The organism is Streptomyces marokkonensis (assembly GCF_008312835.1).
GTDB classification, from domain to species: Bacteria; Actinomycetota; Actinomycetes; order Streptomycetales; family Streptomycetaceae; genus Streptomyces; species Streptomyces marokkonensis_A.
Genome location: NZ_VSKS01000003.1, coordinates 312,944 through 336,369, shown reverse-complemented (window position 1 = coordinate 336,369; position 23,426 = coordinate 312,944). Strand labels below are relative to the sequence as shown.

19 protein-coding genes are annotated in these 23,426 nt (G+C 75.6%); 8 read left to right on the top strand and 11 right to left on the bottom strand.

Annotation, left to right across the window (positions count from 1 at the left end; all coding sequences use genetic code 11):
* The first annotated feature begins 1 nt into the window (after position 1).
* A complete protein-coding gene (locus F1615_RS07190; protein ID WP_149548026.1) occupies positions 2–469 on the top strand; it encodes an FxLYD domain-containing protein in 468 nt (155 codons plus the stop codon).
* Between the two features lie 290 nt (positions 470–759).
* On the opposite strand, the gene F1615_RS07180 is transcribed toward F1615_RS07190, so the two are convergent.
* Together F1615_RS07180 and F1615_RS07175 are read right to left on the bottom strand one after the other, a co-directional pair.
* Complete coding sequence (locus F1615_RS07180; protein ID WP_149548025.1) at positions 760–2,463, bottom strand: glycoside hydrolase family 13 protein; 1,704 nt, start codon at positions 2,461–2,463, stop codon at positions 760–762.
* A gap of 412 nt (positions 2,464–2,875) precedes the next feature.
* Positions 2,876–3,862 (bottom strand): nucleoside hydrolase, encoded by a 987-nt coding sequence (locus F1615_RS07175; protein ID WP_149548024.1) that lies wholly within the window; start codon positions 3,860–3,862, stop codon positions 2,876–2,878.
* A gap of 476 nt (positions 3,863–4,338) precedes the next feature.
* Between F1615_RS07175 and F1615_RS07170 the strand changes: the two genes are divergently transcribed.
* The gene (locus F1615_RS07170; RefSeq protein ID WP_149548023.1) at positions 4,339–5,157 is read left to right on the top strand and encodes a hypothetical protein; all 819 of its coding nucleotides are present in this window, start codon (positions 4,339–4,341) and stop codon (positions 5,155–5,157) included.
* 30 nt (positions 5,158–5,187) lie between these two features.
* Here F1615_RS07170 and F1615_RS07165 read toward each other — a convergent pair whose 3' ends face one another.
* Together F1615_RS07165 and F1615_RS07160 are read right to left on the bottom strand one after the other, a co-directional pair.
* On the bottom strand, positions 5,188–5,949 hold the full coding sequence (locus F1615_RS07165; RefSeq protein ID WP_149548022.1) for a GAF and ANTAR domain-containing protein: 762 nt from the start codon (positions 5,947–5,949) through the stop codon (positions 5,188–5,190).
* A 289-nt stretch (positions 5,950–6,238) separates the two neighbouring features.
* Entirely contained in the window at positions 6,239–7,582 is a 1,344-nt protein-coding gene (locus tag F1615_RS07160; RefSeq protein ID WP_149548021.1) for a helix-turn-helix transcriptional regulator, read from the bottom strand.
* Between the two features lie 97 nt (positions 7,583–7,679).
* Here F1615_RS07160 and F1615_RS35555 point away from each other — a divergent pair, with 97 nt between their 5' ends.
* The gene (locus F1615_RS35555) at positions 7,680–7,844 is read left to right on the top strand and encodes a hypothetical protein (protein WP_167533682.1); all 165 of its coding nucleotides are present in this window, start codon (positions 7,680–7,682) and stop codon (positions 7,842–7,844) included.
* Between the two features lie 13 nt (positions 7,845–7,857).
* Here F1615_RS35555 and F1615_RS07155 read toward each other — a convergent pair whose 3' ends face one another.
* From F1615_RS07155 to F1615_RS07135, 5 genes are all read right to left on the bottom strand, one after another.
* Positions 7,858–9,258, bottom strand: coding sequence for an extracellular solute-binding protein (locus tag F1615_RS07155; RefSeq protein WP_149548020.1), 1,401 nt, complete (start codon positions 9,256–9,258; stop codon positions 7,858–7,860).
* The gene (locus F1615_RS07150; protein WP_167533681.1) at positions 9,258–12,029 is read right to left on the bottom strand and encodes a substrate-binding domain-containing protein; all 2,772 of its coding nucleotides are present in this window, start codon (positions 12,027–12,029) and stop codon (positions 9,258–9,260) included. Before F1615_RS07150 ends, F1615_RS07155 begins: the two co-directional genes overlap by 1 nt.
* Positions 12,030–12,033: 4 nt before the next feature.
* Entirely contained in the window at positions 12,034–12,396 is a 363-nt protein-coding gene (locus F1615_RS07145) for a hypothetical protein (RefSeq protein ID WP_149548019.1), read from the bottom strand.
* 52 nt (positions 12,397–12,448) lie between these two features.
* Positions 12,449–13,528: a hypothetical protein gene (locus tag F1615_RS07140; protein ID WP_149548018.1), complete on the bottom strand. Its 1,080-nt coding sequence runs from the start codon at positions 13,526–13,528 to the stop codon at positions 12,449–12,451.
* Between the two features lie 63 nt (positions 13,529–13,591).
* The gene (locus F1615_RS07135) at positions 13,592–14,722 is read right to left on the bottom strand and encodes a PP2C family protein-serine/threonine phosphatase (protein WP_149548232.1); all 1,131 of its coding nucleotides are present in this window, start codon (positions 14,720–14,722) and stop codon (positions 13,592–13,594) included.
* A 212-nt stretch (positions 14,723–14,934) separates the two neighbouring features.
* On the opposite strand from F1615_RS07135, the gene F1615_RS07130 reads away from it, so the two are divergent.
* The 3 genes from F1615_RS07130 to F1615_RS07120 all read left to right on the top strand — a co-directional run bounded on the left by F1615_RS07130 (position 14,935) and on the right by F1615_RS07120 (position 17,534).
* Positions 14,935–15,375, top strand: a complete 441-nt coding sequence (locus F1615_RS07130; protein WP_149548017.1) for a hypothetical protein — start codon at positions 14,935–14,937, stop codon at positions 15,373–15,375.
* Positions 15,376–15,577: 202 nt separating this feature from the next.
* Positions 15,578–16,486 carry a hypothetical protein gene (locus F1615_RS07125; protein ID WP_149548016.1) on the top strand — a complete coding sequence of 303 codons (909 nt, stop codon included), beginning with the start codon at positions 15,578–15,580 and terminating at the stop codon, positions 16,484–16,486.
* 43 nt (positions 16,487–16,529) lie between these two features.
* Positions 16,530–17,534: an endonuclease/exonuclease/phosphatase family protein gene (locus tag F1615_RS07120; protein WP_149548015.1), complete on the top strand. Its 1,005-nt coding sequence runs from the start codon at positions 16,530–16,532 to the stop codon at positions 17,532–17,534.
* A 25-nt stretch (positions 17,535–17,559) separates the two neighbouring features.
* On the opposite strand, the gene snpA is transcribed toward F1615_RS07120, so the two are convergent.
* On the bottom strand, positions 17,560–18,237 hold the full coding sequence (snpA, locus tag F1615_RS07115; RefSeq protein WP_149548014.1) for a snapalysin: 678 nt from the start codon (positions 18,235–18,237) through the stop codon (positions 17,560–17,562).
* A 202-nt stretch (positions 18,238–18,439) separates the two neighbouring features.
* Here snpA and F1615_RS07110 point away from each other — a divergent pair, with 202 nt between their 5' ends.
* The gene (locus tag F1615_RS07110) at positions 18,440–19,363 is read left to right on the top strand and encodes a LysR family transcriptional regulator (RefSeq protein WP_149548013.1); all 924 of its coding nucleotides are present in this window, start codon (positions 18,440–18,442) and stop codon (positions 19,361–19,363) included.
* A gap of 25 nt (positions 19,364–19,388) precedes the next feature.
* On the opposite strand, the gene F1615_RS07105 is transcribed toward F1615_RS07110, so the two are convergent.
* The gene (locus tag F1615_RS07105; RefSeq protein WP_149548012.1) at positions 19,389–21,458 is read right to left on the bottom strand and encodes a PhoX family protein; all 2,070 of its coding nucleotides are present in this window, start codon (positions 21,456–21,458) and stop codon (positions 19,389–19,391) included.
* A 277-nt stretch (positions 21,459–21,735) separates the two neighbouring features.
* Between F1615_RS07105 and F1615_RS07100 the strand changes: the two genes are divergently transcribed.
* Positions 21,736–23,379: a VWA domain-containing protein gene (locus F1615_RS07100; protein ID WP_149548011.1), complete on the top strand. Its 1,644-nt coding sequence runs from the start codon at positions 21,736–21,738 to the stop codon at positions 23,377–23,379.
* The last annotated feature ends 47 nt before the right edge of the window (positions 23,380–23,426 follow it).

Here is a 23,426-nt window from a genome sequence, read left to right as displayed (position 1 = left end):
CATGACCCGGGCACGCAGGCGCGGGGCCGCCGGAGCGGCCGCGCTGACGGCGCTGCTCGTCGGCGGTGTGGCCGGCTGCACCGACGAAGGGAACGGGGCCGGGCCGCCCGCGTCGTCCGCGGCCTCCCGGGCCACGGAGGTGTGGGAGTCGGCGACGGCCGAGGCCGGGCGCGGGCTGGAGGAGTTCACGCGGGGCCTCGACGTCAGGGACGACGTCAGCCTCGGCGCCCCGACCGTGCCCGCGGACGGCCGGGCGTCGGTCGAGGTCACCGTGCGCAACACCGACGACTCCGCGCGTTCCTTCCTCGTGCAGGTCGACTTCAGGGACGCGGACGGCGACCTGGTGGACGTGGCCCTCGTGACCGTGGACGACGTGGCGGCGGGCGGGTCCGCGCAGGCCACCGCGCGCGGTACGCACGACCTGTCCTTCGACGCCCGCCCGGAGGTGGCGCGGGCGGTGCGCTACTGAGGCACCGGGGCGGTGGCGCGCCCACGGTGATCTGGATCTGCTCGCCGGCCGCGCTCACCCCGTTCAGGGTGGCGGTGGCCTGGAGACGGCCCGGGCCGTCCGGGAGCGCCCGGGCGGGGGTGCAGGTCCAGTGGCCGTCGGACCCGGCGGTGTCGGTGCACACCTCGCCGCCGTCCTGGCCGGAGACCGTGATCTGGGCGCCCGGGTGGGCCGTGCCGACGAGTGTACGGGGCGGGGCCACGCGCCGCCCCCGGCCGTCGCCGGGCCCGGCCGGGGGCGCGGTGGCCGGATCAGCGGCCGAGCCAGGCCGTCGTGTCGGGGCCGAGGCGGCCGTCCTCCAGGGGGGAGCTGGTCAGCAGGACCTCGCCCGCCGGGAGGGAGACCGGGACGGACGACAGGTTGGCCACGCAGCGCCAGCCGTCGCCGCGGTCGAACTGCAGGACCCCGGCCGGGGTGTCCTCCGCCCAGGTCAGCGTCTCGCCGTCCAGCAGCTTGCGGCGCAGCCGCAGCGACGTGCGGTACAGCTCCAGGGTCGAGCCCTCCACCCCGTCCTGCGCCTCGACGGCGTACGCGGCGAAGGAGGGCGGCTGCGGCAGCCAGGCGCCGCCCGCCCCGAAGCCGTACGACGGTCCGGTCGTGGTCCACGGCAGCGGCACCCGGCACCCGTCGCGGCCCTTGCGGACGTGCCCCGTCTGCTCCCAGATCGGGTCCTGCAGGACCTCGGTCGGCAGGTCCGCGACCTCCGGCAGGCCGAGTTCCTCACCCTGGTAGACGTACGCCGAGCCGGGCAGCGCCAGCATCAGCAGGGTGGCGGCGCGGGCCCGGCGCAGCCCGGCGTCCGGATCGACGGCGGGGGCGCGGCCGCCGGACAGCAGCCAGGCGTTCTCGTCCGTGTCCGGCGGCAGCATCAGCCGGGAGGCGTGCCGGACCACGTCGTGGTTGGACAGCACCCAGGTCGCCGAGGCACCGGCCGCGCGCGCGGTCGCCAGCGAGTCGGTGATGACCTGGCGGAGCTCCTCCGCGTCCCACGGGGCCTGCAGGTACTCGAAGTTGAAGGCCTGGCCCAGTTCGTCCGGGCGGGCGTACAGGGCGCGCCGCTCGCCCGGGACCCACGCCTCGGCGACGGCCATGCGGGGCGGGGAGTAGGCGTCGAGGATCTTGCGCCAGTCGCGGTAGATCTCGTGCACCTCGTCCCGGTCGTAGAACGGGTGGGTGCCGGGCGGGAAGTCGGCGAGGGCGCCCTCGTGGCTCAGTTCGGGGGCTCCGAGGTCGCGCAGCGGTTCGTCGAGGTCCTTGGCCAGAGCGTGCGCGACGTCCACGCGGAAGCCGTCCACGCCGCGGTCGGCCCAGAACCGCAGGGTGGTCCGGACGTCCGCGCGGACGTCCGGGTGCTCCCAGTTGAGGTCGGGCTGCTCGGCGGCGAAGAGATGCAGGTACCACTGCCCGTCCGGCACCCGCTGCCAGGCGCTGCCGCCGAAGACGGACTGCCAGTCGGTCGGCGGCAGTTCGCCCCGCCCGCCCCGGCCGTCCCGGAAGACGTAGCGGTCGCGGGCGGGCGAGCCGGGGCCGGCCCGCAGCGCCTCCTGGAACCAGACGTGCTGGTGGGAGGTGTGGTTGGGGACGATGTCGACGATCACCTTCAGGCCGAGCCGGTGGGCCTCGGCGACCATGGTGGCGAAGTCGTCGAGGGTGCCGAGGCGCGGGTCGACGTCGCGCGGGTCGGCGACGTCGTAGCCGCCGTCGGCGAGCTCGGAGGGGTAGAAGGGGCTCAGCCACAGGGCGTCGACGCCCAGGGCGGCGAGATGGGTGAGGCGCCGGGTGACGCCGCGCAGGTCACCGAGCCCGTCGCCGTCGGCGTCGGCGAAGCTGCGGGGGTAGACCTGGTAGACGACGGCCTGCCGCCACCAGTCGGGGTTCCGGGAGGAGAGGTCGGGCGTGGCGCCGGGCGCCGGATGCGGGGGCCGGGAGTCGGGCGTCGGGATGCGATCGGTCACGCGGTCTCCTCTGGGTGCGTGCGGGTACCGGCGGAGAATCTGTCCACACCACCGTAAAAGCGAACACTCCGGCAGCGGGGATCGATTCCCCGGGTGTCGCGGGGGGCGCGCTTCCGCGCCTGGTGAGCGACTGCGCCGGGGGGCGGCGCCCGGCGGCGGGGGGAGTGGCCCCGGGCCCTCCCGGCGGGCACACCCCGCACCGCGGCGGCGGACGCCGTCCCGGCACGGACGCCCGGCCACGAGCAGAGCGCGGCCCCTCGGAAGCGGCCCGGGGCGCGGACTACGCCGGGGGGCGGCACCCGGCGAGGGGGAGCGGCCCCGGGCCCACCCGGCGGGCACACCCCGCACCGCGGCGGCGGACGCCGTCCCGGCACGGACGCCCGGAAGCGGCCGGGGCGCGGCCGGTGAGCGACTAGGCCGGGGGGCGGCGCTCGACCGTCGCCAGGTACAGCGACACGTAGCGCGCCACGTCCACGTCCAGGGCGACGTCCACGAGCGACTGCTCACGGACGCCCTCGTGGAGCTCGGACTCGCCGGCGCGGGGGCGGCGGTCGACCACGGTCTGGCCGCGGGCCGGGCCGGGAGCCAGGGAGACCTCCACCGGGAGGCGGTGGGTCGTCAGGCCCTCCGGGTCGGCGACCGCGCACAGCGCGCCCGCGTCGCCGAGCCCGCCGTCGTCCTCGGCGGGGTCGCCGGGGCGGCTGCCCGGGTGGGCCGGCCGGTGCGCGAGCAGGTCGCCGGCGAGCCGGGTGCCCGGTTCGGCGCTCGCGCGCAGCCGCCGCACCTCGGCCCCCGGGACGACCACCCGGGTGAACACGTCCAGGCCGTACATCGTCACCGGCACGCCCGCGGTGAGCAGGATCGCGGCGGCCTCCGGGTCGTGCCACACGTTGAACTCGGCGACCGGCGTGGCGTTCCCGGCGCCCGCCGCGCCGCCCATGAACACGATCCGCTCGATGTTGCGGGTGACCTCGGGGTGCGTCCGCAGCAGCAGGGCGACGTTGGTGAGCGGGGCGGTGGGCACGAGGGTGACCGGGCGCGGGGAGGCGAGGATCTCCCGGCGCAGCAGGGTCACCGCGTCCACGCCGGCCGGGGCGCGGCGCGGGGCGGGCAGACCGAGGTCGCCCATGCCGTCGTGGCCGTGGACGTGGCGGGCGGAGCGCGGTGCCTCGATCAGGGGGCGCTCGGCGCCCCGCGCGACCGGGACGTCCGGCGCGCCCGCCTGCTCCAGCACGGTCAGCGTGTTGCGCACGACGCCGTCCACGTCCGTGTTCCCGGCCACGCACGTGACGGCGCGCAGGTCGATCCCCGGGTGGCGTACGGCGAAGAGCAGGGCCAGGGCGTCGTCGACGCCCGTGTCGCAGTCGACGATCACCGGGACGGGCAGGCCGTTCGTCACGAGGGGCCACCTTCCTGCTGCCGGGACGTACCGTGGCCGACGACCTTACGCGGGGTCCCCGGGGACGGACCCGCGCCGGTCCGCCCGCCCGGCGGTCCGCCGCGGCCGTGACTCCGCGGAGCCGCCCGCCGGCCCCTCCCGTCCCGCGGGCGTACGCCGAACGGCCCGCCCCCCGGCCTCCGGCACGGCGCCGGCCGGGCGGCCCGGCGGATCCGGGCGTCCGGGCCGCCGGGCACCGGACCCGGCCGCCTCCGCCCGCGGCCCCGGCTCACCGGCCCGCCGCACGACGCCGTACGCCCGCTTCCCCCGTGGCCCCGCCCACCGGCGGCACCGCCGGCCACCCCGGGGAGACACCGCCGTGCTCGAGCGGGCGGGGCTCACCCGGACGGCTCGCCGCGCTGGTGGGGGGCCCGGCTCGGTGGTGCCGTAAGGGGACGTCCGCTCGTGGACGGCCCGGTCCCCCAGGAGGCACCCCGATGACCCATGCCCCGGCCGCCGCTCGCGCCCTCCTCGGCTCCGCGCTGTCGGTGACGGCCCTGCTGACCACGGCGGCGTGCGTGGCCGCCGACCGGGAGGTGCCCCGCGCCCTGCCCGCGGGCGTGTCCGAGCCCCCGCCGCCGGCCCCGTCCGCATCCGCGTCCTCGTCCTCCGCCTCGTCCGCCGGTGAGCGGCCCGCACCGTCGCCGCCCGCGCTGAGCGAGGCGCAGCTGCGGGCGGCGCTGATCACGGAGACGGACCTGGGGGAGCCGTGGATGACGAGCCGGGGCGCGGCGACCTGGCGGGACGGCGTGCTCAAGGCGACCACGGAGAACCCCGACTGCCGCCGGCTCCTCGACGCCCTCTACACGGAGGAGCTGTTCGGCACCCCGTCCGGCCCGCGCGCCACCGTCACCCTCGACGACACCTACAACGACACCCAGCTCCGCTACCAGGTCGCCGCCCACCGTCCGGCCGACGTGGACCGCGTCCTGGCCTGGCTGGGCACCCTGCCGGAGAGGTGCGAACGCTTCGAGGCGACCACCGGCGCCGGCACCCACCTCGTCGAGGTGTCCGAACTCTCCCTGCCGGAGGCGGGCGACGCACGGGCGGCACTGCGCGTGCGGGTGACCGGGGAGACCGGCGGCGAGGCGACGCCCCTGACCGTGGACGTCGCGGCGGTCCGGGTCGGCGAGGACGTCATCACGCTCACCAACGGCGGCTTCGGCGAGGTCCTCCCGGAGGTCACCCGGGCGATGACCCGGCTCGGCGCGGACCGCCTGACGGAGGTCGCCCGCCAGGGCCGGGTACGGGTCTGACCGACGCACCGGTGACACGGACGGGGCGGGTCAGGATTCGAAGCGCCGGCGGTGGGAGACGACGTCGAGGGCCACCTCGAGGGCGGTGCGGCCGTGGGCGAAGGCGTCGCCGCGCAGGCGGGCCAGTGCCTCGTCGGCGCCGACACCGAGCTGGGCCATGATCATGCCGACGGCCTGGTGGACGCGGTCGTGGTCGGTGGCCAGGCCGCTGAGCCAGGGTTCGTCGCCGTCCCGGGAGTCGTACGGCAGGTCCATCAGCGCCACCGTCATGACGCCGGCGACCAGCCGGGCCACGTGCAGCTGGCGGTCGGTGAGCGCGCCGGGGGTGTCGCGGTAGAGGTCGAGGGTGCCCACGCAGACGCCGCCGCTGCCCAGGGGGAGCGCGTACACGGCCCGTACGCCCGCGCCGAGCGCCTGCTGCGCGAAGACGGGCCAGCGGTGGACGGAGTCGTCGGCGGTGAGGTCGCGGGCCAGCACGGGCGCGCCGGTCGCCAGGACGTGGCGGCAGGGGCCGTCGCCCAGGGTGGCCTGCAACTGGGCGAGACGCGCGGCGCGAGGACCGGAGGCGCCGAGGTGCACGGGCATGCTGTCGCCGCGCAGTGACACGCTCGCGCCGTCCACCGGCAGCAGCGAGACGGCCACGGCGCACAGGCGCCCGGGCACGGCGGCGGGCCCGGCCCCGCGCAGCCCCGCCGAGACCGCCTCGCCGACCCGCTCGTACTCCCCGTGACCGGTACCCCGGTCCGGGTCGTCGGGGTCACCCCCAGGGTCGTCCCCGGGCCGCACGCCCACCGCCTCCCGTCACCCTCCGAAATCGCTCCCCGGCTACCCTCCGCCCCACCCCCGAAACACCGCCCGGCCCGGTCGCCGCGCCCGGGACGGGGCGGGGGACGCGGGGACGACCCGGCGTGCCCCGGAGAGGCGGGGCGACAGGGAGGTGACCGGGTCCGGCACGCCGGGCCGGAGGCGCCCCGGTCCGGCACGGCCCCGTCCGGGCGGGTGCGCGGCGGGAGGGTCCCGGACCGCCGTGTGCGGGACCCGGACCCACGGGTGGGCGAGCCCGGGACCGGGCTCGCACGAGTCACACCGGCGGGTGTGCGGGGGCCGGGCCCAGGGTCGTGGTGCCCGGGGCGGTGCGGTGGCCCAGGCCGGTGCGGTAGGCGTCGAGGGCCGCCTCGACGCGGCCGGTGCGGCGCAGGAGGTCGCCGAGGAGACGGCACAGGTCGGCCAGGTCACCGGCCGCGCCCGCGCGTTCCAGGAGGCTCATCGCACGGACGTAGTGTTCCTCGGCCTCCTCGGCCCGGCGGGCGTCCTCGGCGATGATCCCGAGCAGCCGGTGCGCCGCCGCAGCGTGCACCGCGCCCCGTTCGGGGGAGAGCCCGCCGAGCACGTCCCGCAGCAGCTCCGCCGCCTCCCGCGAGCTGCCGCGCCGGTGCAGCACGTCGGCCAGCTCGACCGTCAGCTGGCTGCTGTAGAGGGACGCGCGGGTGGCGGACAGCATGTGCAGCGCCTCGCGCATCTCCTCCTCCGCGCGCTCCAGTTCGCCGTTCTGCGCGTACACGTACCCGCGCATCCAGTGGCAGTTGGCCAGCTCGGTGCGCAGTCGCAGCCCCCGGTACAGCTCCGCGGCCCTGGCCAGCGAGGCGTCCGCCTCCGCGAGGCGGCCCTCGGCGAGCAGCGTGCGCGCCACCGACCGGTGCATGCGCGCCACCAGCGCCGGGTCGCCGGACCGCGGCGCGAGCGCCAGAGCGAACTCCGCCGCCTGCGCGGCACGCGCGTGCGCGCCCATGTCCATGTACGGGCCGATCACGCTGGCGTAGAGCAGCAGCAGCGCGTCCGGGTCGTGCAGCCCGCCCCGGTTCAGCTCGTCGAGCGTGGACTCCAGCAGATAGACCGCGTACCGCAGCTCCCCCGCGAGGTAGTGGGCGACGGCCCGCCCGCGCAGCGCCGGCACCCGCGCGGTCAGCGGCGCGTCGGCGAGCCCGGCCTCGGCCCGCTCGAAGTACTGGCGGCCCCCGACCAGCTCACCAGTCTCCAGCGCGCACTCCCCGAGCCCGAGCAGCGCGGCGGCCCGCTCCCCGGCCAGGCCGTGCGTCTCCGCCTCGGCGAGCAGCCCGGTGTACTGCTCCACGGCCGCCTCCGCCTCGCCGGCGGCGAGCGTGCGCTGCGCCTCGGTCAGCCGCAGGCGCAGCTCGGTCACGAGCCGCGCCGGACGCCCGGTCGCCAGCTCGTCGAACGCGACTCCCAGACGGTCGGCGAGGTGCCGCAGCGCGTCGTCGGAGGGGCGCACCCGTCCGGCTTCCAGCGTGGAGATGTAGGCGGGCGTGTAGACCGGCTCGGCCAGCTGCTTCTGGGTCAGCCCGCGCTCCACGCGCAACTGCTGCACCCGGCGCCCTATGGTCCCCGGCTCGTCCCGCTCCCCCATGCCAACTCCCCCAGCTCCCCTTGCCGTTCGCGTCCGACAGCCCCTAGGTTAAACCGCGGATTAAACGTGCTTAACCCGTCGCTGTTGCGAGGTCGCCGTGCTGGAACGCACACGCTCCACCGAGCGTTACGCCCGAGGCTTCACCGCGGCCGTCGCCGCGGTCGCGGCACTGGTCCTGGCGGCGAACGCGGGACCGGCCAAGGCCACCGGCCCCGGCCCGGACCGGCCGGCCACGGCACCGGTGGAAGCGGCGGTGCGGTAGCGGCCGCCCGCCGTCAGCCGGGCAGTGCCCTGCGCAGCGCCTCGTCCAGCCGCGCAGCCAGGGCCTCGTCCCCCGGCGGATCGTCTCCGAGCAGCGGACCGAGCTGTGCGGTGAACGTCTGGGTGAACGCCCCGTACAGCGGGGTCCTCGGCCGGTGCACCGCGTTCCGCAGGGCGGGCAGCAGGATGGTGCGGGCGTAGGCGGGACGGCCGCCCTCGTCGCGCGGGACCCGGTCGGCGCCCTCCCCCGTGGGGGACGCGGACGGCGCGGCGGCGCCCGCCGGGCAGCGCGCTCCGTCCCCGTAGGCCGACTCCCGGGTCGCCGCGAACCCCGCTTCCAGCAGGCACCGTTCGCTCTCCCGCCCGGTGAGGAACCGGATCAGGTCGGCCGCCTTCTCCCCCCGCGGCGACGCCTTGGTCACGGCGAGGTTCTGCCCGCCGAGCACCGCCCTGCCGGGCAGCGGGGCCACCCCGAGCTGCTCCTGGGTGAACGTCCGGTGCAGCGCGGGATAGACGTACGGCCAGTGCCGCAGGAAGGCCGTGCGCCCCTCGGCGAAGTCGCTCAGCGAGGCCGCCTCGTCGGAGTGGACGGCGTCCTGGAGGGTGTACGCCGGCTCGGTGCGCCGGCGCAGCTCCGCGATCCCGTCGGTCAGGTCCTCGACGGTCCCCGTGTAGCGGCCGTCCCCGTCGACCAGCGCGAAGTCCTCCACCGCGGAGGCGAACGCCTCCACCGCGTTGACCGTACGCCCCTCGTACGCGGCGAGCTGGGTGGTCCAGCCCTTGCTGTAGGCGCCGCGGTCGGGACGGGCGTCGAGGGCCTCGACGAGGTCCCGCAGCTTCTCCCAGGTCAGGCCGTCGCGCAGGTCGGACCGCTCGATGCCGGCCCGTTCCAGGTGGTCGCGCCGGTAGTACAGCAGGCCGACGTCGCTGTTGAACGGCACCGCGTACACCTCGCCGTCCCACCGGGCCGTCCCGGCCACGGACTCGATGACGTCACCGTCCAGCAGGTCGTCCGGCAGCACCCGGATCAGCCCGGCCGCGGCGAACTCCGGCACCCAGGTGACGTCCAGGTTGACCACGTCGTACTCGGCGCTGCGGGACTGCAGGGCGCCCAGCAACTGGCTGCGCTGCTCGTCGGCGCTGCCCGGCAGCTCCACCAGCCGGGCGCGGAACTGCGAGCCCTCCCGCTGCTCGCGCTGGTTCCAGGCGTCGATGAGCTGCCGGCGCACGCCGTTCTTGCCGGTGACGTCACGGCCGCTGGCGACGACGATCGTGCCGGGCACGTCCTGCGCGGCGGACGGTGCAGGCGCACCGTCCCCGTCCCCGCCGCCGGTGCAGGCGGCCAGCACCAGCAGCAGCAGCGACAGCAGCACGGCCGGCCGCCGGACCACCGGCCCTCCCCGCGTCCCCGCCATCAGCCCTCCCCCGTTCCCGTGCGGGCGACCTCGTCGTGCAGGGCCGCGCCCAGGTCGTCCCCGGCGTCCAGGCAGCGCCCGCCGCTCACGTCGGCGATCCGGTGGTCCGGCCGGTCCCGGTCGCAGCCGCCGCTCTGCAGCGACACCACGGTCACCGGGACCCCGGACGTCCGGGCCGCGGTGAGCACCTCGGTCAGACGGGCGCCGGTCAGCCGGTCGTTGTCCTCGCCGTCGGTGATGTGCACGATCAGCTGGGGCCGCCGGTCGCCGTCCCCGCGGTCCTCCATCTCCTCGAGCGCGGCGAGCAGGGCCGCGTGCGGATCGGCCTCGGCGTCCCGGACCCGGGCGCCGGTGCCGACGGCGCGCTCGGCGCCGGCCCGGCTGTGCGGGGCGAGGTCCAGGAGCGTCTCGTACCGCCGGTCGCCGGTGCCCGCCACCGTCCACACGCCGTACTCGTCCTCCCCGCCCAGTCCGCCCAGCGACTGCCGCAGCAGACCGGGTCCGCCGCTCGGCCCCTCCCACAGGGCGGCCATCGAACCGGAGCTGTCCAGCAGGAACAGCACCCGTCCGGGGCCGCCGGCGTCCTGGTAGGCGCGCAGCGTCCGCGCCGTCGCGTCCCGGCCGGCCGACTCGTCGAGCGGACTGGGCGCGCGCAGCACGCCCTCGGCGACCCGCTCCTGGTCCAGCAGCTCCCGGCCGTAAGCGGACCGGAAGCCGTCCCGGGCGAACACCTCCCGGCCCCCCTCACCGGTCAGCCAGTCGCGGAACCCGGCGACCGACGCGTCCCGGTCCGCCTCGTCGCGGTCGGCGCCCCGCCAGCGGACCCGCACGAACACCGGCTCCACGCCGGGGACGTCCCGCGGGTACTGGGCGGAACGCGGACTGCGCGTGGTGCGGTCGCAGCCCACGCCGCTGCGCAGCAGGAACTCCGGGACAAGGGCCGCGGTGCGGTGGTCCACGGCGTCGTCGTCGGGCAGCGTGCACAGCAGCTCGGCGGCGGTGGGGGAGGGCGGTCCCGGCTGGGCGACCAGGCGTTCCCCGCGGGAGACGGCGCGCGCGTCCGCGCCGTACAGGCCGAGGGTGGCGAGCAGCCCCACGTCCGTGAACTCCGGGTCGGGGCGGCGTACGGCGGCGTCCTCGTCCCTCGCCTTGAGGCCGTCGATCAGCTCGGTGAGGGTGTGACCGGTGCGGTCGTCCAGGGCCTCGGAGGCGATGGCGTGCGGGACGGCGAGCACGACGGGGGAGTAGGCGAGGGGTTCCTCCTCGGGGGCCAGGGCGGCGACGGCGTCCGTGTCCCGCCCGTCCTCGGCCCGGTCGACGTCGGCGCGGGAGGCGGGGATCCAGATGTCCGGCTGCGGGCCGATGTCCCGCTGCGGGTTGACGTCCTCGTCGTGGGGTTCGTGCCAGGCGCCCGTCCGGCTGCGCAGAGCGCCGACCACGTCCGAGGAGCCCGCGCTGTAGACGGTGACGCCGGTGCGCCGGCAGCCGTCGCCGGTGGTGTTCTCGCCGGAGGTGAGATAGGCGTCGGCGGCGGCGCGGACGGTCGGCTCCAGATCCGGGTCGGTCAGCACCCGCAGTTCCAGCGGCGGGGCGCAGGGGGTGTCGTCGCCCCCGATGAATCTCAGCGGGCCGTAGAGGCCGAGGCCGAGGAGCCCGGTGACGAGAACGGCCGGGAGGCCGATCCGGAACACGGTCCACCGCAGCGGTCGCGGCGGAGCGGTCGGGCGGAAGAGGCCCACCAGGGCGGCGCCCGCACGGCGAAGCGGGCCGAGCAGCGCGGACAGCAGGGCACGGACGGGCCGGCGGGGCGGGGCGGGCTCCGGGAGTTCCCGTGACTCCGGGGATGCGGGCGGCTCCGTGGCCCGGGACGCCGGGGATGCGGGCGGCTCCGTGGCCCGGGACCCGGGCGAGGCAGGCGGCTCCGTGGCCCGTGACTCCGGGGATGCGGGCGGCTCCGTGGCCCCGGACTCCGGGGATGCGGGCGGCTCCGTGGCCCGGGACTCCGGGAGGGGAGGCGGCGGGACCTGCCCGCCGCCCGCTCTCAGCAGCACGTCCATGCCCAGTTCCGCGCGAAGCTGCGGCTCCCAGGCCTCGTCGCGCACGGTGCGGTGGCCGAGCGCGGCCATCCGTTCCAGCAGCCGGTCGGCGAGGGCCGACAGACGGGTGTCGCCCTCCTCGGCGAGAAGGGCGGCGAGTTCGGTGGTGAACGGCGTCGGCGTCCGCGGATCGCCCGCGTCGATACGGTGGTTGGCCTGCACGCTCATCAGCAGCAGGACGTGCTGCTTGTCCTCGAAGCGCTCCCAGACCCGCGCCGCGTTGCCCGCGAAGCAGCAGTCGAGCATCACCACGATCCGCTGCGCCGGACTGGTGGCCAGCACCCTCGCCAGCAGGTCGCTGAACTTCTCCGCGCCGTCGAACACCGTGTGCTTGCCGGGGATCACCCTGGCGTCGCGCATCTGCAGATACAGTTCGTCGTCGCCGCTGGGGACGGCACCGTGCCCCGCGAAGTAGACCAGCAGCAGTCCCTCGGCCTCCTTGGCGGACCTCTGCAGCTCCTGGCTGAACTCGGTCAGGAGCGGCGAGGGCAGTGCCCTGATCTCCCGCTCGCCGAAGACCCGCCCGCGCACCAGCGCCTCGCGCATCCGGTCGAGGTTGTGCCCGACCGCCGGGAGCCCGCCCGGCACGCCGTGCGGCGGCCCGGTGAAGTCGTACCCGGACACACCGACCAGCAGCGCCCGGTTCACCAGTCCGCGCGGGTCGAAGGGGGTCACCGGCCTACCTGTCGTCGAGGTTCACCGGTTCGACTCTGCCCTCCGGCGGTTCGCCGTCCTCGACGTCGCGCCGGTTGTCCCGCCAGGCCGACACCGCCCGCCTGACCTGGTCCAGGAGCTCCTGGAAGACCACGGTCGCGGCCGCCCCGGTCACGATGAGCACGATGTCCGAGCCGACGCCCATGGGAGTGCCGGTCTCGTCCGTCCGTGGCCGCTCGTGGATCTTCAACTGACCCGCGCGCACCCGCTCCTCGAGCGGTTTCTCCCGCTCCAGCCACTTGCGCAGCGCACCGATGTCGCTGTCGGCCGCCCTCCCGACCAGGCGTATCCGAATGCCCTGGTTGGCCACACCATCCCCCTCAGCCATAACTCACCATCATGGCACCGCGGTTGTCCGCTGGGGAGGGTTCGTACGCCGCTCAGTCCTGGGTCTGCAACTGCCGCAGCTGCCGCCGCACATGGTCCAGCGCTCCCTCGCGCCGCCCGGGCACCCGGCCGCGCACCTCCGCGAGGACGGAGCCGAGTTCGCGGGCCCGGACCGGGTCGCCGATCCGGCCCCACTGGTGGTGCGCCCGGTCCACGGCCGCCTCGACGGCGGGCGCGTCCGCCGGCTGGCCCGCCGCGAGCCGCGCGGTGGCCACCGCCAGCCAGGTACGGCAGCTGCGCGCCGCGTCCCCGGCCAGCATCGCCAGGTCCGCCCGGACCTCGGTCCAGTGCATCGCCTCCTCGGAGACCGGCCCGTGCGCGAGCCCGGCCGCCTGCTCCAGCCGTGCGGCGAGCGCGTCGGCGTCCGCGTGCCGGCCGGAGCGCACGGCGGCGGTGACGGCCGCGTGCGGATCGCCCGGCAGCGGCCCGCGCCGGGCCAGCAGCAGCTCCGTGCCCGCGCTCTCCGGCGCGATCCGGGTCAGCGCCTGCTGGTGCAGCTCCTCCTCGGGCGGACGCCGCCCGCTGCGCAGGATCGTCGCGACCGCCTTCATGTACGCCGGTGCCGCGACCGCCCGACGGGACGGCGGCGGTGCGACGCGACCGTACACGGCGTTGTCGCGTCCGCAGTCCAGCGGCGACGGGCCCGGCGGCAGCGGCGCGCACAGCGACTGCCAGGTCTCCGGGTCGGCGTGCAGGTCGAGGAACAGGGTCGTCGCGCCCGCCGGACGCAGCCGCAGCTCCTCCCGGAACCAGTGCCAGGGCAGCGCCGTGTACCGCACGGTGGACGCGGTCGTCCGGGCCAGCGCCAGGTGCGGCAGCCGCTGGCGGCGGTCGAACTGGAGCTGGCCGACGACGTACACGGTCAGCGGTCCCGGGGCGGCGGCGGCCGCCCGCAGCCGGGTCAGCACGGCCTGCGGCTCCAGCGGGTCGGCCAGTTCGACCACGTTCGCGGTGTCCGTGCCGGACAGCACGGAGGGCGGTACCGCCGCGAGGACCGGGAGCACGGACGCCGCGTCCACCAGCCGCCCGCGGCCGAGCGGCGAGGCCGCCAGCAGCAGCACGGTTCCGGGCATGGTCCCCTCCCCTGTCGATCACCTACGGCAGCACGGTAACCGCTGCGGCTGCGAAGGGTGCGGTCAGTACGGTGAACGTCCCCCTTCGTGGCCTTCGCCCCCCGGCGCGCGGGTCCGCCGCACCGCGAAGGCCGTGGTGTCGTCGACCAGGTGTCCCCGGCTGTGCCGCAGCGTCCCGTCGCGTACGACGGCGACCAGCCGGGCCGGCGCCACCACCCGCGGGTCCGCCGCCACGGCCCGCCCCAGGTCCTCGGCGAGCGGGTAGAAGCGTCCGTCGCCGTCCCGCGCCTCGGTCACCCCGTCGGTGACCAGCAGCAGTGTCTCGTCGACGGCCAGCGGCATCCGGCGCACCGGAGGCGGGCCGGGGGCGAGGTCGCGGCAGCCCAGCGGGAGACCCCCCTCGGCCGGCAGGGTCCGCACGCCGCCGGGGCCGACGGCCAGCGGGTGTTCGTGCCCGAAGACGACGGCGTCCACGACATCCGAGCGGTCCGCGGGGAAGCCGAGCAGGACGGCGGTGGCGAAGCGGTCGCCGTCGTCCCGGCCGAGCGCCGTGGTGTACTCGCGGTGGCGCAGCAACCTGGCCTCCAGCCGGTCGGCGACGGCCGTCAGGTCGGCCTCGTGGTAGCCGGCCTCCCGGAACGTGCCGAGCAGCACCGCCGCCGTCTCCACCGCGCCCAGCCCCTTGCCCTGCACGTCGCCGACGAGGACGCGGGTGCCGTACGGGCCCGGCTGGATGTCGTAGAAGTCGCCGCCGACCCGGGCCTGGGCGTCCGCGGTGAGGTAGATCCCCGCGTGCTCCAGACCGCCCCAGCCCCGCGGCAGGGGGCGCAGCACGGTACGGCGGACGGTGTCGGTGACGTCCCGCATGTGCAGCGCGCGGCGCTCCCCGCGCACCCGCACCGCGCAGGCCAGCGTGGCGAGGACGCCACCGGTGGCGACGAGGATGAAGTCCGGCAGCCCCGCCTGGAACTGGTGCGGCCAGGCACTGTCCACGAGGCTGTACGTGACGATCGCCAGCGCGGCGAACACGGCCGTGCCCCACACCCCGCAGAGCGCGGCGGCGATGCCGGGCACCAGCACGATCCAGGAGATGGTCCGGAACTCGCCGGTGGTGTTGTAGTCGGCCACCGCGATGGCGACGAGCAGCAGCAGCGGCGGCACCCAGGCGATACTGCGGCCGCGCACCCGCAGCATCTCGTGCCGGTGCACGACGTCCCGGCGGCCGGCCCGCGGGTACCGGTCGTGCAGGACCTGTCCCCCGCTGCCCGGACTCACCGCCCCAGCGAAGCACGGGGCCGCACGGCCCGCATCCGGTCCCCGGAGGCCGGGTCCCCGGCGGCCGACTTGCCGCGGGACCGCGGCGGGTGTGCCCTGGTAGGCACGGACGAGGAGAGAGGAGTGCTCTCATGGCGCATGCGGCACCCCGGGCCCCGAAAGCGATCGAGCGGGGCAGCACGACGGACCTCTTCAGCGAGCGGGCCCACAGGGCGGCGCTGGTCGCGGTGCCCGTCCTCCTCGGGCTGGTGTACGGCTTCTGGGCGGCGGCCAACCGGCGTCACGGCGGGCCCGTCACCGGCTGGAACCTGCTGTTCGGCTTCGTCACCGCGCTCGTGTTCGCGGTGGTCCTCATGGCGCTCCTCGCCCTGGCCCCGAAACTCCGGCGGGAGGTGCACGCGGTCGTCTGGGCCGCCTTCTGCGGCATCGCGGTCGGCTTCCTGTTCAGCCAGTCCGGCGGCAGCGTCCTGCGCTCCACGGCACTGGCCCTGGGCGTCACGGCAGGTGTCTTCGCCGTGATGTTCTACCGCTTCTACACCCACGAGGACGCCTCCGGCCACGCCGTCACGTAGCCCGTGGCCGCGGGCAGCCGCGGGCAGCCGCGCCGCTGGGGCGGCACGGGTGTGCGCCGGGGGGTACCCCCTCTGGGGGGGGAGGCACCCCGCAATCGCCGGGCCGCGCAACACCCCCCGCCCCACACCGGGCAACGCCTGGAGCCGCCCATTCGGGCCGCCCCCACTCGCGCCCCCCGCCAACCCCCCGTTGCCTGGAGGCGTGCCCCTCCGCAACGCCCTGTCCGCGACCCTCGTCGCCCTCGCCTGCCTCCTCACCCCCTGCGCCACCCTCGCCGCCTGGGCGGCCTTCGGCCTGGCGAACACCGGCCGGTACGTCGACACCATGGCCCCCCTCGCCGCCGACCCTGCCGTACGCGCCGCCGTGGCCGACACCGTGGGCGACGAGGTCGTACGCGAACTGGCCCCCGGGACGCCGGACGCCGGCCTCACCCCGTTCGTCCGCGACGCCGTGCACTCCTTCACCCGCACGGAGGCGTTCCGCACCGCCTGGGAGGCGGGGAACCGAGCCGTCCACGACGCGGTCCTGCACGCCCTGCGCGACGACACCGCCACCCACGGCCCGGTCACCGTGGACCTCGCGCCCGTCACCGCCCAGGTGCGACAGCGGCTCGCCGCCGACCGCATGCCCTACGCCCACCGCATCCCCGTCGAGCACACCGAGGTCGCGGTGGTCCCGGCCGAGGAGGTGGCCGGGCTCCGGAAGGGGTACCACGTGCTGGACACCGCCGCCCTCTGGCTGCCCCTCGCGACCGTCCTCCTCGCCGTCGGCGGAATCGCCGTCGCCGCCTGCCGCCGCCGCGCCCTCACCGCCACCGGCCTGGGCACGGCACTGGGCGGCGCCCTGCTCGCGCTCGCGGTCGCCGTCGGGCGCCGGCTCACCCTGGCCGACCTGCCCGACCGCGTCCACCGCCCGGCGGCGGCCGCGGTCTACGACGCCCTCACCGCCACCCTGCGCACCGCGTCCTGGCTGCTGCTCGCGCTGGGCCTGACGGTGGCCCTGGCCTCCTGGCTGACCGGCCGTCGCGGACACCGCCGGCGTCCCCCGTCCCCCGCGGCCGCCCCGGGCGGCCGTTCCCGGCAACCATCCGTCACGTTCCCTCGTCCTTGAGGGAGGATTCGGGCATCGCACCCGTGAGCGGAAGGCCGGAACGTTGGACACTGCGACTGCCGACCCGACGGTCACCGGGGGCGGGAGGGAACGCCGGCCCGGGGGCGGGCGACGGTTCGGTGCCTGGTGTGCGGCGCTGCTGTTCGCCGGGGTGAGTGTGGTCGCCGGGTGCCGCACCGCCGACACCGACGGCATCACCCCCGTGCCCCAGCTGCTCGCCTTCCTGCCCTGGCTGCTCGTCCCCACCGCCGCCGGCCTGCTGCTCACCCTGCTCGCCCGCTGGTGGACCGGCGCCGTGTGGGGCGTGGTCCTCCTCGGCCTGCTGGCCTGGTTCATCGAGCCGTACGGGAAGAGCGGCGATCCCGCGGGGCCGCCCGTCGCCGGGCTGCGGGTGCTGACGTCCAACGTGGAGTTCGGGCAGGCCACCGGCGCGCTGATCGACGCCGTGCGCCGCGAGGAACCGGACGTCGTGTTCGTCCAGGAGTGCGAGTACACCTGCGACGCGGCCCTGAGGCGGGAGCTGGCGGACGCCTATCCGCACCGGCGGGCCGTGGCGGGCGGCGGTTCCGAGGGGTCCGTCATCCTCAGCCGCTTCCCGCTCGAGGCCACCGAGGGCGTCCCCGGCACGATGGGCATGCCCGGGGCCGTCGCCGACGTCGGCGGGCACACCGTGCGGCTCCAGCTCGCCCACCCGATGCCGCCGCTCCCCGGCCAGGTGCGCCTGTGGCAGCGCGAGCTCGGGCGGCTGCGGGACGCGGCCGCCGCCGCCCCGGACACCCCGACCGTGCTCGCCGGGGACTTCAACGCCTCGCAGGACCACGCGGCGTTCCGCCGCATCCTCGACACCGGTCTGCGCGACGCGGCCCGGCTGGACGGCTCGGACCGGACGCCGACCTGGCCGGCGCGCACCGCTGAGGCGTTCGGCACGCAGATCGACCACGTCCTGGTGTCCGAGGAGTTCGCCGCGAGCCGGGCCCGCTTCCTCGACCTCCCCGACACCGACCACCGCGCACTGGTCGTCGACCTGACGCTGCACGGCGGCCGGTGAGGGGGCCCGGCTCACGGCGCTGCGACTACCGCGAGGACTTCTGCAGCGCCTTCTCCGCCTTGTCGAGCGCGGCGGCGAAGCCGTTCGCCCACAGCTGGTTCACCCGCGACCGCTCCGCCGAGTTGGGGTAGGCGTTGGTGCAGGACGGGCCGGGACCGCCGCCGGACATCAGCTCGCTGCACGGACCCGAGTAGTGGTCCGGCAGGCCGAGCACGTGGCCGGTCTCGTGCGCGGTCACGCGCGTGGAGTCGTAGACCTGGTTCTGCCGGTAGTCGAGGAAGATGTAGCCCCGGCCGTGACCGTCGGTGGAGGCGTACGAGCCGCGCGAGTCGTTGCCCTCGTAGTACGAGAAGTCGGCGCCCGACGTGCCGGCCTGGAGTCTCACGTTGGAGACCGAGCTGTTCCAGATCTGCGTGCTGCGGGCTATCTGCGTGGCGAACGAGGGCGCCCGGGACGCGTTGTAGACGACGGTGACGGCGGCCGTGCCCGTCGGGTTCGCGGCCCGCTTCTCGGCCGCCGACTTCAGGACGGCCTCGAAGAACGCGCGGTTCGCCGCCGCCTCCTCGGAGGAACCGTCGTACGCGGCGATCGAGGCGGTGTCGAGCGGGGCGGGGGCCGCCGTGGCGGGGGCCGTGCCGAGACCGAGGGCGGTGAGGCTGAGACCCGCGGCGGTGAGCGCGGACAGGGGCATGCGCATGCGCATCGATGACTCCTTGAGGTGGGGGTGAGTCACGTGTCATCGGTGAGTGTCCGCGCCCGTCCGGCGGCTGTGATGATGGCAACCGGTGATAGGACCGCACTATCGCCGGACTCCGGCCAAGCGCTCGGCATCGCCCGACTCCGCCTGAACGGGCGGGATTTGTGAGTCTGGTGAAACGTGAACTTCCGCCTTACCCTCCCAGGGCATGGAGCTTGAGGTCAGGCACCTCAGGGCGTTGTGCGCGATCGCCGACACCGGCAGTCTGCACCGCGCCGCACGCCAACTCGGCGTGGCCCAGCCCTCGTTGAGCACGCAGTTGCGGCGCATCGAACAGGAGCTGGGCGGTGCCCTGTTCGTGCGCGCGCGCACCGGCTGCCGTCCCACCCCCCTGGGCCGGCTGGTCCTCAGCCGCGCCCGCCCGCTCGTCACCGAGCTGCGTTCCCTGGTCACCGAGGCCCGCGCCGCGGCCGTCGGCGGCCGGCAGCTGCGCATCGGCTCCACCGCCAGCCGGGCGCTGGCCGGCTGGCTGCGCCGACTGCGCCTGCACTGCCAGGAGCCCACCCTGCACATGGACGTCTCCGCCAACGCCCTGCTGCGCATGGTCGCCGACGGCCAGCTCGACGTCGCCTTCGTGCACGAGGTGGAGGGCTGCCCGCTGCGCGTCCCCGAGGGCCTGCGCACCCGGGTCCTCATCGAGCGCGAGCCGCAGTTCGTGTCCCTGCCGGCCGACCATCCGGCCGCCGCGCACCCGGTCGTCCGCCTGTCCGACCTGGCCGGCGACCGGTGGATGATCGACCCGACGGTCGACGGCGAGTGGGACGCCGTGCGCCGCGTGCTGCGCGCCGCCGGGATCAGCCCGCGCGTGCTGCACGGCGACTACCACACCGCCGCCTCCCTGGTCGCCACCGGCGAGGTCGTCACCGTGTGCCAGCCGACCTCGCCCTCCCGCCCCGAGACGGCGGTCCGCCGCCTGTACGGCGATCCGCTCGGCGTCCGGCTGCTGCTGGCGGCCCGCACGGACACGGAGCTGGAGGGCGTCTACCCCGACCTGGCCGACGCGTACCGGGAGGTGGCACGCCAGGCACCGGCGTACCGGGAGTGGCTGGAGGAGCTGGTGCCCGGTCCCTGACCCAGCCCCTCCCCGAGCGCCGCCGTCAGACGCCGATGTCCCGCCCGTCCGCGCGCCACACCGCGACCACGGCGGGCCGGACGTACGTGCCGGGCCCGTCGGGCCAGGTGCTGGCCGGCTTGTCGACCGTCGCCCCGTCCACCTCGCCCGGGTGCTGCACGGCGACCAGCACCCGCCGGTCCTGGATGACGGGGCCGCAGGTCTCCGCACCCGACGGCACGGTGAGGAACTGCTTCAGCTCACCGCGCCGCTGCCCGCGCGTGGCGACACCGAAGAGCCCGTCGTGGGAGCCGAGGGCGCTGCCGTCGGTGGAGATCCACAGGTTGCCGTGGTCGTCGAAGGCGACGTTGTCCGGGCAGGAGATCGGGCTGACGGAGTCCTTCGGGAACCCGGCGAAGTACGTCGCCGGGTCCTCGGGGTCGCCCGCGACCAGGAAGAGCGACCAGGCGAAGCGGGTGCTGTCCGGCCGGTTCCAGCGCTCGGTCAGCTCCAGGACGTGGCCGTGCTTGTTGGCATTGCGCGGGTTGGCCTCGTCCGCCTTGGGGTTGGCGTCGACTCCGCGCCGGGAGTTGTTGGTGAGGGCGACGTACACCTTGCCGGTGACCGGGTTGGGCTCGATGTCCTCGGGCCGGTCCATCTTCGTGGCGCCCACCTTGTCACCGGCGAGGCGCGTGAAGACGAAGACCTCCTCGGCGGTCATGCCCTCGACGTGCGAGACGGCGCCGTCGGCGGTGGCCGTCGCCAGCGGGATCCACCGGCCGCTGCCGTCGAACTCGCCGTCCTCGGGCAGCTTGCCCGTCCCGTCGATCTCGATGGCGGGCGAGTCGCCGGTCAGCTTGGCGACGTACAGCGTCCCCTCGTCGAGCAGCGAGAGGTTGTGCTCACGCGCCCAGCGGCTGTTGCCGTGCCGCATCCGCTTGCTGCCGACGAACTTGTAGAAGTAGTCGAACCGCTCGTCGTCCCCGCTGTAGACGACCGGACGCCCGTCGTGCGTCAGCCGCACGGTCGCGCCCTCGTGCTTGAACCGGCCGAGCGCGGTGTGCTTGCGCGGGGTGGAGTCGGGGTCGTAGGGGTCCAGCTCGACGACGTAGCCGAAGCGGTGCGCCTCGTTCGGCTCCTGGGCCAGGTCGAACCGCTTGTCGAACCTCTCCCACTTGCGCTCGGTGGCTCCGGTGCCGATCCCGTACCGCTTGTCGGTCGCGCTGCTGCCGTTGGCGAAGTACTGGTTGAAGTTCTCCTCGCCGTGCAGGGTCGTGCCCCAAGGGGTGGTGCCGCCGGCGCAGTTGTTGAGGGTGCCGAGCACCTTCGTGCCGCTCGGGTCGGCGGAGGTCTTCACCAGGTCGGACCCGGCGGCGGGACCGGTGAGCCGGAACTCGGAGGTGGCGGTGAGGCGCCGGTTGAGGTGGTGGCGGGAGACGGGCGTGATCCTGCCGCTGCGGTGCTCCTCCTCGACGGCGACCACGGCGAGGCCGTGCGCGGCCCAGGCGATCTCCACCTGCTCCCGGGTGGGGTTCGCCGGGTCGTAGTCGCGGAACATGAGGATCTCGTCGGTGTACTCGTGGTTGGCGACGAGCAGCTGCCGGCCGCGCTCGCCGCGCAGCGGGAGCAGCGCGAGGAAGTCGCAGTTGTACCCGAACTGTCCGGCCTGCGCCTTGGCGCTCTGCCGCTCCGGGTCGAAGGCGGGCGCACCGCGCAGGATGGGCTCGCCCCAGCGGATGACGACGTTCTGCCGGTAGCCCTCCGGCACAGTGACGGCGTCGTTCGTGTTCGGCGCGACGGGAGTGAACCGCAGACCGCGGGCGCCCTGGGACCCCCGGCCGTGGCGGTGGGCGGCGGGCGCCGCCTGCGCCTCGGGGGCGGCCGCGACGCCGACCGCACCGGCGCCGGCGGCGGCGACCGTCACGACGGCGGCGGCGCGCATCATGGACCGGCGGCTGAGGGCGCCGGCGATGACGTCACCGACGTACTCGTTGGAGCTGGTGTTGGGCACCTCGTGGAAACAGGCGTCACCACACCGGAAACGACAGGTCAGGGCGGACCGGCCGCCGGGGTGGGAACCGGACGGCGATCCGATCAACGGCAGCAGCTTTCGCACGTGTTCTCTCCTTGGGTGCCCGTGGTGTCAGCGTGACCGTAGGAGCACATATGTGCGGTAGCCGGGCGGCCGGATGAACGGCGAGTGAACCTGCGGCAGCATTAGAGAAGTTGCGCCGGACCGTCTCGGGCGGGCACCCGCGGGCCGGATCGCCCTCTTGACATATACGATTCCGCAAACCCAACCCTGCCCAAGATCGCCCTTTCGGGCCGCTAACCTTACGTGTCCGTCCTGGCCAGGGATTGACGGGCATCAACTCACGCGAAGGGTTGCGCACATGGGCATTCTCACTCTCCTGCGGAACGCGTTCGGACGGTCACGCAAAGCGAGGGCCGCCGAAGCGGAGGGTGCGGCACCGGCCGCCGAGCCGACGGGAACGGCCGCTCCGACAACGCCCGAACCGGCTCCGGAACCCGCCGCGAGCACAACGGCGCCGATGATTCCGTCCCCGTCCCCGGAGCCGACGCCGGCACCCGCCGCCCCCTCGGTTCCGGAACAGCGCGACGAGCACGACCTCGTCGCCGCCGCCTTCGACAGCGTCACGGTCCCCCGCCCCACCCCCTCGGACGACACCCCGCCGCCGTCCCCGGCAACGCAAGAAGCACAGCCCCCGGAGCCGCAGGCAAAGCCGGAGCCGACCCCCCAGCCCGCCCCGGAGCCGAAGCCCGAGCCCGAGCCCGAGCCAACCACCGAGCCGGAGACGAAGCCCGGTCCTGCGCCCGAGCCGGAAACGAAGCCCGAGGCGGACGCAACCACCGCCCCGGAGACGAAGCCCGAGCCCCAGGCGACGCCTGACCGGGAGCCCGAGCCGCAGGCCACCACCGAGCCCGAGGCAGAGCCGCAGGCCACCACCGAGCCCGAGGCAGAGCCGCAGGCCACCACCGAGTCCGAGCTGGAGACGAAGCCCGAGCCCGAGCCGCAGGCGACCACCGCCCCCGCCGAGGACTCACCCGCGGCCGCCGACGGTGAGGACGCCCCGCAGGGGCCACCCGCACCCGACGACGAGACCCGCACGGGCGGTGCGGGTGGGAACGACACCCCGGCCGAAGGCGAAGCCGAGGCCGGACCCCCTGCCCCCACGGCAACCGCCGAGGACTCACCCGCGGCCGCCGACGGCGAGGACGCCCCGCAGGGGCCACCCGCACCCGACGACGAAGCCCGCACGGGCGGTGCGGGTGGGAACGACACCCCGGCCGAAGGCGAAGCCGAGGCCGAGGCCGAGGCACAGCCCGAGCCGGAGGCGACCGCCCCCGCGAAACCCGCCACCCCCGCCACCCCCGCCACCAAGCTCCGCGACACCACCCTCACCACCGCCTACAAGGCCGCCGGCACCACCCTCAAGAAGCACGACCTCACCGGCGCCCGCGCCAAGGTCTACCTCGTGCTCGACCGCTCCGCGTCCATGCGCCCGTACTACAAGGACGGCTCCGCCCAGGCCCTCGGCGAGCAGACCCTCGCCCTCGCCGCCCACCTCGACACCGAGGCCACCGTCCACGTCGTCTTCTTCTCCACCGAACTCGACGGCACCGGCGAGCTGACCCTCACCGACCACGAGAACAAGATCGACGAGCTGCACGCCGGCCTGGGCCGGATGGGCCGCACCAGCTACCACGCCGCCGTCGAGGCGGTCCTCGCGCGGCACGCCGAGGAGCCGGCCGGCACCCCCGCCCTGGTGGTCTTCCAGACGGACGGCGCACCCGACGCCAAGACCCCCGCCACCCAGGCCCTCACCGACGCCGCGAAGAACCACCCCTCCGTGTTCTTCTCCTTCGTCGCCTTCGGCGAGCACGACAACAAGGCCTTCGACTACCTCCGCAAGCTGAAGACGGAGAACACCTCCTTCTTCCACGCGGGCCCCACCCCCCGCGAGCTCACGGACAAGGAGCTCTACGAGGGCGTCCTGGCGGCCTGGCGCCCGTAGCCGCCCCCTCACCCCTCGCCCCCGGGGGGCGGACGGAACTCCCGTCC

What these genes read in the sequence shown, in the direction of transcription:
- F1615_RS07135 (WP_149548232.1), bottom strand. Translation starts at nt 14,722, where the DNA reads ATGCTGCGGGTGCGCGGCCGCAGTATCGCCTGGGTGCCGCCGCTGCTG.
- F1615_RS07190 (WP_149548026.1), top strand. Translation starts at nt 2, where the DNA reads ATGACCCGGGCACGCAGGCGCGGGGCCGCCGGAGCGGCCGCGCTGACG.
- F1615_RS07145 (WP_149548019.1), bottom strand. Translation starts at nt 12,396, where the DNA reads ATGGCTGAGGGGGATGGTGTGGCCAACCAGGGCATTCGGATACGCCTG.
- F1615_RS07130 (WP_149548017.1), top strand. Translation starts at nt 14,935, where the DNA reads ATGGCGCATGCGGCACCCCGGGCCCCGAAAGCGATCGAGCGGGGCAGC.
- F1615_RS07170 (WP_149548023.1), top strand. Translation starts at nt 4,339, where the DNA reads ATGACCCATGCCCCGGCCGCCGCTCGCGCCCTCCTCGGCTCCGCGCTG.
- F1615_RS07110 (WP_149548013.1), top strand. Translation starts at nt 18,440, where the DNA reads ATGGAGCTTGAGGTCAGGCACCTCAGGGCGTTGTGCGCGATCGCCGAC.
- F1615_RS07100 (WP_149548011.1), top strand. Translation starts at nt 21,736, where the DNA reads ATGGGCATTCTCACTCTCCTGCGGAACGCGTTCGGACGGTCACGCAAA.
- snpA (WP_149548014.1), bottom strand. Translation starts at nt 18,237, where the DNA reads ATGCGCATGCGCATGCCCCTGTCCGCGCTCACCGCCGCGGGTCTCAGC.
- F1615_RS07155 (WP_149548020.1), bottom strand. Translation starts at nt 9,258, where the DNA reads ATGGCGGGGACGCGGGGAGGGCCGGTGGTCCGGCGGCCGGCCGTGCTG.
- F1615_RS07160 (WP_149548021.1), bottom strand. Translation starts at nt 7,582, where the DNA reads ATGGGGGAGCGGGACGAGCCGGGGACCATAGGGCGCCGGGTGCAGCAG.
- F1615_RS07140 (WP_149548018.1), bottom strand. Translation starts at nt 13,528, where the DNA reads ATGCCCGGAACCGTGCTGCTGCTGGCGGCCTCGCCGCTCGGCCGCGGG.